The 6,680-nt window shown below is 71.0% G+C and carries 7 protein-coding genes and 1 pseudogene; 7 read left to right on the top strand and 1 reads right to left on the bottom strand.

Translation table 11 applies throughout. From position 1 onward, the window contains the following. Positions 1-193 precede the first annotated feature (193 nt). The 7 genes from GPJ59_RS01765 (at position 194) to GPJ59_RS01795 (ending at position 6,258) form a co-directional block, all read left to right on the top strand. Positions 194-1,033 carry a HipA family kinase gene (locus GPJ59_RS01765; protein WP_258023713.1) on the top strand — a complete coding sequence of 280 codons (840 nt, stop codon included), beginning with the start codon at positions 194-196 and terminating at the stop codon, positions 1,031-1,033. After that, a complete protein-coding gene (locus GPJ59_RS01770) occupies positions 1,030-1,413 on the top strand; it encodes a DUF3037 domain-containing protein (protein ID WP_219664502.1) in 384 nt (127 codons plus the stop codon). The genes GPJ59_RS01765 and GPJ59_RS01770 overlap by 4 nt, the downstream gene beginning before the upstream one ends. A gap of 134 nt (positions 1,414-1,547) precedes the next feature. Beyond that, positions 1,548-2,309 (top strand): 3-oxoacyl-ACP reductase FabG, encoded by a 762-nt coding sequence (gene fabG / locus GPJ59_RS01775; RefSeq protein ID WP_219664504.1) that lies wholly within the window; start codon positions 1,548-1,550, stop codon positions 2,307-2,309. Between the two features lie 38 nt (positions 2,310-2,347). Continuing rightward, positions 2,348-3,109 (top strand): SDR family oxidoreductase, encoded by a 762-nt coding sequence (locus GPJ59_RS01780; RefSeq protein ID WP_219664506.1) that lies wholly within the window; start codon positions 2,348-2,350, stop codon positions 3,107-3,109. A gap of 153 nt (positions 3,110-3,262) precedes the next feature. Continuing rightward, a complete protein-coding gene (locus GPJ59_RS01785; RefSeq protein ID WP_219664508.1) occupies positions 3,263-4,849 on the top strand; it encodes an ABC transporter substrate-binding protein in 1,587 nt (528 codons plus the stop codon). A 122-nt stretch (positions 4,850-4,971) separates the two neighbouring features. After that, positions 4,972-5,640 (top strand): uracil-DNA glycosylase, encoded by a 669-nt coding sequence (locus GPJ59_RS01790; protein WP_219664521.1) that lies wholly within the window; start codon positions 4,972-4,974, stop codon positions 5,638-5,640. A 135-nt stretch (positions 5,641-5,775) separates the two neighbouring features. After that, positions 5,776-6,258 carry a hypothetical protein gene (locus GPJ59_RS01795; RefSeq protein ID WP_219664523.1) on the top strand — a complete coding sequence of 161 codons (483 nt, stop codon included), beginning with the start codon at positions 5,776-5,778 and terminating at the stop codon, positions 6,256-6,258. 78 nt (positions 6,259-6,336) lie between these two features. Here GPJ59_RS01795 and GPJ59_RS01800 read toward each other — a convergent pair. After that, positions 6,337-6,680, bottom strand: a pseudogene (locus tag GPJ59_RS01800) (hypothetical protein); the annotation flags it as partial.

Below are 6,680 nucleotides of genomic sequence, written 5' to 3' on the forward strand. Positions count from 1 at the left end.
CACTTCATGCCGGACGCCGGCAGCAAGGGGCGCGGCACCATCGACGGTCTGCTGGGGGGAGCGGGGAGACCGGCTCGCCGGCCGAGACTCCCCAGATTCTCCCCTGCGCCGTTGACCCGTGATTCCTGCCTCTACGCGCTGGAGACGTCGTCGTGGATTGTAAGGCTGAAGAGATGGGTGGCCTGGGAAAGTGTTGGAAGAGGTCGTAGCGACCCGCTACGTCACGCCCTTGCGTGAGGGTGGCTCGCTTCCCGGGATCGTCGAGGCCGACGATCTCGGGACCTACGTCATGAAGTTCACCGGAGCCGGCCAGGGCCGCAAGACGCTGGTGGCGGAGGTGGTCTGCGGGCGGCTCGCCCGGCGGCTCGGGCTGCGGGTGCCCGAGCTGGTGCAGATCCAGCTGGACCCCGTCATCGGCCTCGCCGAGCCGGACCAGGAGGTCCAGGAGCTGCTCAAGGCGAGCGGCGGGCTCAACCTCGGGATGGACTACCTGCCCGGCTCGATCGGGTTCGACCCGCTCGCCTACCAGGTGGACCCGGTCGAGGCGGGGCGGATCGTCTGGTTCGACGCCCTGATCAACAACGTCGACCGGTCCTGGCGCAACCCCAACATGCTCGTCTGGCACGGCGACGTGTGGCTCATCGACCACGGCGCCACGATGATCTGGCACCACAACTGGCCCACCGCCGCGAGCGCGGCCGCCAAGCCGTACAACGCCTCCGACCACGTCCTCGCCCCCGTCGGGCCGCGGATCGCCGAGGCCGCCGCCGAGCTCGCGCCGCTGGTCACCGAGGAGTTGCTCACCGAGGTCACCGCCGACGTGCCCGACGAGTGGCTGGTCGACGAGCCCGGGTTCGAGTCCACCGACGCGCTGCGCCGGGCGTATGTGGAGGCGCTGCTGCCGCGCGCCGCTACGATCCACGAGCGGATCTCGATGGAAGCTCCGGTCAAGGCCCCCCAGGGCCCGCCCGGCTGGCTCACCGAGCACCTGACCGAATGGCCCCACAAGACGAAGAAGAGCGACAGCCGGTGAGTGAGCGGGACGTGTTCGAGTACGCGCTGGTGCGCGTCGTCCCCCGGGTGGAGCGCGGGGAGTGCTTCAACGCCGGGATCATCGTCTACTGCCGGGCGCGCTCCTTCGTGGCGGCCCGCACCCACCTGGACGAGGCCAAGCTCCTCGCGCTCGACCCCGGGGCCGACGTCGCGGGCGTACGGGCCGCCCTGCGCGGGGTGGAAGGCGTGTGCGCGGGCGGCGAGCAGGCGGGGCAGGCGGCCGGTGACGACGCCGGCCGGCGCTTCCGCTGGCTGATCGCGCCGCGCAGCACGGTGGTCCAGCCCGGGCCGGTGCACAGCGGTCTGACCACCGACCCGGAGGCCGAGGTGGAACGCCTGCTCGACCTGCTGGTGCGCTGACCGTACGACGGCGGGGGCCCTGGCAGCCGGTGGCGTTGACACCGGGTGCCAGGGCTCCTAGCGTCTCCTCAGCTGAAGCTACTAAGCGGTTGCTCAGTCGCGGGCGGCCGCACTCAAGGGCGAGGAGAACCAGCATGTCCACCACCGAGCAGCGCGTCGCCATCGTGACCGGGGCGGCCCGGGGCATCGGCGCCGCCACCGCCGTACGGCTGGCCGCCGAGGGCCGCGCCGTAGCCGTGCTCGACCTCGACGAGGGCGCCTGCAAGGACACCGTGGAGGCCATCACCGCGGCCGGGGGCAAGGCCGTGGCGATCGGCTGCGACGTGTCGGACGGCGCACAGGTCGAGGCCGCCGTCGAGCGGGTCGCCGCCACCCTCGGGGCCCCGACGGTCCTGGTCAACAACGCGGGCGTGCTCCGCGACAACCTGCTCTTCAAGATGAGCGAGTCCGACTGGGACACCGTCATGAACGTGCACCTGCGCGGTGCGTTCCTGATGGCGAAGGCCTGTCAGAAGCACATGGTGGACGCCCAGTTCGGCCGGATCGTCAACCTCTCCAGCAGCTCGGCGCTCGGCAACCGCGGCCAGGCCAACTACTCCGCCGCCAAGGCCGGCCTCCAGGGCTTCACCAAGACCCTCGCGATCGAGCTCGGCAAGTTCGGCGTCACCGTCAACGCGGTCGCCCCCGGCTTCATCGCCACCGAGATGACCGCCGCCACCGCCGCCCGCGTCGGCATGGGCTTCGAGGACTTCCAGGCCGCCGCCGCCACCCAGATCCCCGTCCAGCGCGTCGGGCGGCCCGACGACGTCGCGAACGCCATCGCCTTCTTCGCCGGCGACGCGGCCGGCTTCGTCTCCGGCCAGGTCCTGTACGTGGCCGGCGGCCCGCTCAGCTGATCCCAGGCCCAGGACCGACGAAGGAGAGCGCGTACGCCATGACGTACCAAGGCACCGACAGCGGCAAGGTCGCACTGATCACCGGCGCCAGCCGGGGCATCGGCTACGGGGTCGCCGAGGCGTTCCTCGCCCGCGGGGACCGGCTGTGCATCACCGGCCGCAACGAGGACGCCCTCAAGGAGGCCGTCGAGCGGCTCGGCGCGGACCGGGTCATCGGGGTGGCCGGAAAGGCCCACGACGAGGCCCACCAGGCGGCGGCCGTCGAGCGCACCATGGAGGCGTTCGGCCGGGTCGACCTCCTGGTCAACAACGCCGGCACCAATCCCGTCTTCGGTCCGCTCGCGGACCTCGACCTCGGCGTCGCCCGCAAGGTCTACGAGACCAACGTGATCTCGGCACTGGGCTTCGCCCAGCGGACCTGGCACGCCTGGCAGAAGGACCACGGCGGCGCGATCGTCAACATCGCCTCCATCGCCGGGCTCGCGCCCTCGCCCTTCATCGGCGCGTACGGCATGAGCAAGGCGGCGATGATCAATCTGACGGTCCAGCTCGCGCACGAGATGGCCCCGGGAGTCCGGGTCAACGCGATCGCGCCCGCGGTGGTCAAGACCAAGTTCGCCGAGATGCTCTACGACGGCCGCGAGGCCGAGGCGGCCGCCGCCTACCCGCTGGGCCGGCTCGGCGTGCCGGCCGACATCGGAGGAGCTGCGGCATTCCTCACCTCGGACCAAGCGGAATGGGTCACAGGTCAAACTCTGGTCGTAGACGGAGGAATCTTCCTCAATGCCGGAGTCGGGTGACCGATTACCGGACGAATTCCGTCACCGCGGGGTGGTAAATGCACCCCTAATAGGTACGGAATCGGTCAAGTGCCCCACGGAACCTCCCCCATTGGATTCGTGGGGCACTGCGGTAGGGTCTGCCGCACCCGTGGCTGATCGAGGAGCGTGCACGTGTTCAACCGGACCAGATGCCTGCAGACCTTTGCGGCCGTTGCGTCCATATCCCTGCTCGCCGGCTGCGGGCTGTTTTCGGACGACGCCGAGGGCGAGCAGAAGCAGATAGTCGTCGGCACCATGAGTGCCCCGTCCACGCTCGATCCCGCGGCGGCCTGGGACGGTTCCTGGGAGCTGTACCGGAACGTCTTCCAGACCCTTCTCAGCTTCCCGACCGGAAGCACCAAGCCGCAGCCCGACGCGGCCCAGAACTGCGAGTTCACCGACTCCGCGAACCAGTCCTACCGCTGCACGCTGAAGAAGGGCCTGAAGTTCTCCGACGGTGAGCCGCTCGACGCCAAGGCCGTCAAGCACTCCCTCGACCGGATCCGGACCATCGGGGCCAAGTCCGGCCCGAAGGACCTCTTCGGCAGCCTGGAGCGCATCGAGGCCCCCGAGCCGCTGGTCGTGGTCTTCCACCTGAAGACGTCCGACGCGACGTTCCCCTTCGTCCTCGGCTCGCCCGCCGCCTCCCTCGTCCCGCCGAAGGAGTACCCGGCCGACAAGCTCCGCCAGGACGGCAAGCTCACCGGCTCCGGCCCCTACGTCCTGGAGTCCTACAAGGACGGCGGCGAGGCCGTCCTGAAGGGCTACGCGGACTACCAGGGCTTCGCGCAGCGCCGTAACGACGGCGTGACCATCCGCTACTTCACCGACTCGGCGAAGATGGTCACCGCGCTCAAGGAGAAGGAGATCGACGCGACCTACCGAGGTCTGACCGCCGCGGAGATCAAGGACCTCCAGAGCCCCGACTCGCACGCCAAGGGCGTGCAGGTGGTCGAGAACGTCGGCACCGAGATCCGCTACCTGATCCTGAACCCCAAGGACCCGGCCGTCGCCAAGCCGGCCGTGCGCCAGGCCATCGCCCAGCTCATCGACCGCGGCGCGCTCGTCTCCAAGGTCTACCAGGGCACCGCCGAGCCGCTGTACTCGATGGTCCCCAAGGGCGTCGTGGGCCACAAGACGCCCTTCTACGACCGCTTCGGCCAGGCCGACGTCAGCAAGGCCAAGAAGATCCTCAAGGACGCCGGGATCACCCAGCCGGTGGAGCTGAACTTCTGGTACACCACCGACCGCTACGGCCCCGCCACCGCCGCCGAGTTCACCGAGCTCAAGCGGCAGCTGGAGGAGAGCCAGCTGTTCAAGATCAACCTGAAGACCCAGCCCACCTGGAAGGCGTTCCAGGACGGCTACCAGAACGGCGAGTACCCGGTCTTCTTCCGCGGCTGGTTCCCCGACTTCCCGGACCCGGACAACTTCATCGCCCCGTTCGTCGGCAAGGAGAACGTGCTCGGCACCCCGTACGAGTCCAGCGAGATCCTCACCGAGCTGCTGCCCAAGTCCCGCCGCGAGGGGGACCGCTCCGCCGTCGCCCGCGAGTTCGAGCGGGCCCAGCAGATCTTCGCCGAGGACGTCCGGCTGCTGCCGCTGTGGCAGGGCAAGCTGTACGTGGGGGCGCGCGAGGACATCGCGGGTGCCGAGCGGGCCCTCGACCCGCAGACGGCCATGCAGATGTGGGAGCTGTACCGCAAGACCAGCTGGTGACGGCCCGGCGGGCCGGTCGGGGCAGTCCCGTCCGACCGGCCTGACGGCGTCGTTGTCAGTGGCCACCGGTAGGTTCTGAGCAGTTGCACGAACACGTACCGGAGGTTGTCGACGTGACCCAGATGCTGCCCGAGTCCTGGCTCCCCGTCCTCGGCGGGGAGCTGGAGCAGCCCTACTTCAAGGAGCTCACCGAGTTCGTCGAGAAGGAGCGGGCGGCCGGACCGGTCTACCCCCCGAGCGAGCAGGTGTTCGCCGCCCTGGAGGCCACGCCGTTCGACAAGGTCAAGGTCCTCGTGCTCGGCCAGGACCCGTACCACGGCGCCGGCCAGGGCCACGGCCTGTGCTTCTCGGTGCGGCCGGGGGTCAAGACGCCCCCGTCCCTGCGCAACATCTACAAGGAGATGCAGGCCGACCTCGGCACCCCGATCCCGGACAACGGGTACCTGATGCCGTGGGCCGAGCAGGGCGTCCTGCTGCTCAACGCGGTGCTCACCGTCCGCGAGGCCGAGCCCAACTCGCACAAGGGCAGGGGCTGGGAGAAGTTCACGGACGCGGTGATCCGCGCCGTGGCCGAGCGCCCCGACCCGGCCGTCTTCGTGCTGTGGGGCGCCTACGCCCAGAAGAAGCTGCCGCTGATCGACGAGACCCGGCACGTCGTCGTCAAGGGCGCCCACCCCTCGCCGCTGTCGGCCAAGAAGTTCTTCGGCTCCCGGCCCTTCACGCAGATCAACGAGGCCGTGGCCGCCCAGGGCCATGAGCCGATCGACTGGACGATCCCGAACCTCGGCTGACTCCGCACCGCGCCTTGCGCGGCAATGCCGGTGCCTCCGGTTAGCGTCGTGACGATCAGACCGCAGCAGGTCTGGCGGGACCGACCGGAGGCCGCATTGAGGGAGCAGCAGCAGGAGGCGTCGGAGGACGCCGTCATGACCCGGATCGGACAGGCGATCATCCTGCTGCACGCCGGCGACCGGGAGGAGGCCCGCAACCGCCTGGCGGAGATCTGGGCCGAGATCGGCGAGGACGGCGACCCCCTGCACCGCTGCACCCTCGCGCACTACATGGCCGACGCCCAGGACGACCCCGGCGACGAACTGGACTGGGACCTCGCGGCCCTCGCCGCCGCCGACGGGCTCGGCGACGAGCGGCTCGCCCGGCACGAGCCGCACGTGGCCGTCCGCGCCTTCTACCCGTCGCTGCACCTCAACCTGGCCGCGGACTACGTCAAGCTGGGACGGCCCGAGGCGGCCCGCACCCATCTGGCGCTGGCCCGCGACGCCACCGGCGCCCTGCCCGACGACGGCTACGGCAACGGCGTACGGGCGGCCGTCGCCCGCCTGGAACAGCGGCTGGCCGACGACCCGGACGAGGGCCCCCGCCCGGGTTCCGTCCCCGGCCAGCACCCGTAGCGGACCCGCATCCGTGGCGGACCCGTACCCGTGGCGGGCCAGCCCCCGTAGCGGGCCCGCATCCGTGGCGGGCCCGGCTCAGCCCTCGTGGACGCCCGCGCAGATGCGGGCCTCCGGGCTGTCCGGCGACCAGCGGCCGTGCCTGCGCCCCATCGCGCACACGTCGGCCGGGTGCATCGGCAGCTGCTCGACCAGCTGCCGCGGCATCCCGGCGTCCGGCCGCCCGTGCTTCTGGCCGTGCCCGGGCCGGTCGTCGGGCCGCGCGCCCGGAGCCTGCGGCTCAGGGATGTCCGGCACCGGGAGGGGGCCCTCCGCGTGCCCGTGCCCGTGGCCCTTCGACGGGGACTGCCGGTCCCCGTCGAGGGCCGGCTGCCGCGCCGGGTCCGGGGCCTGCGCCGGCTGCGCCCTGCGCCACCGGCTGC

It is taken from the genome of Streptomyces bambusae, assembly GCF_019400985.1.
Lineage (GTDB): Bacteria > Actinomycetota > Actinomycetes > Streptomycetales > Streptomycetaceae > Streptomyces > Streptomyces bambusae_A.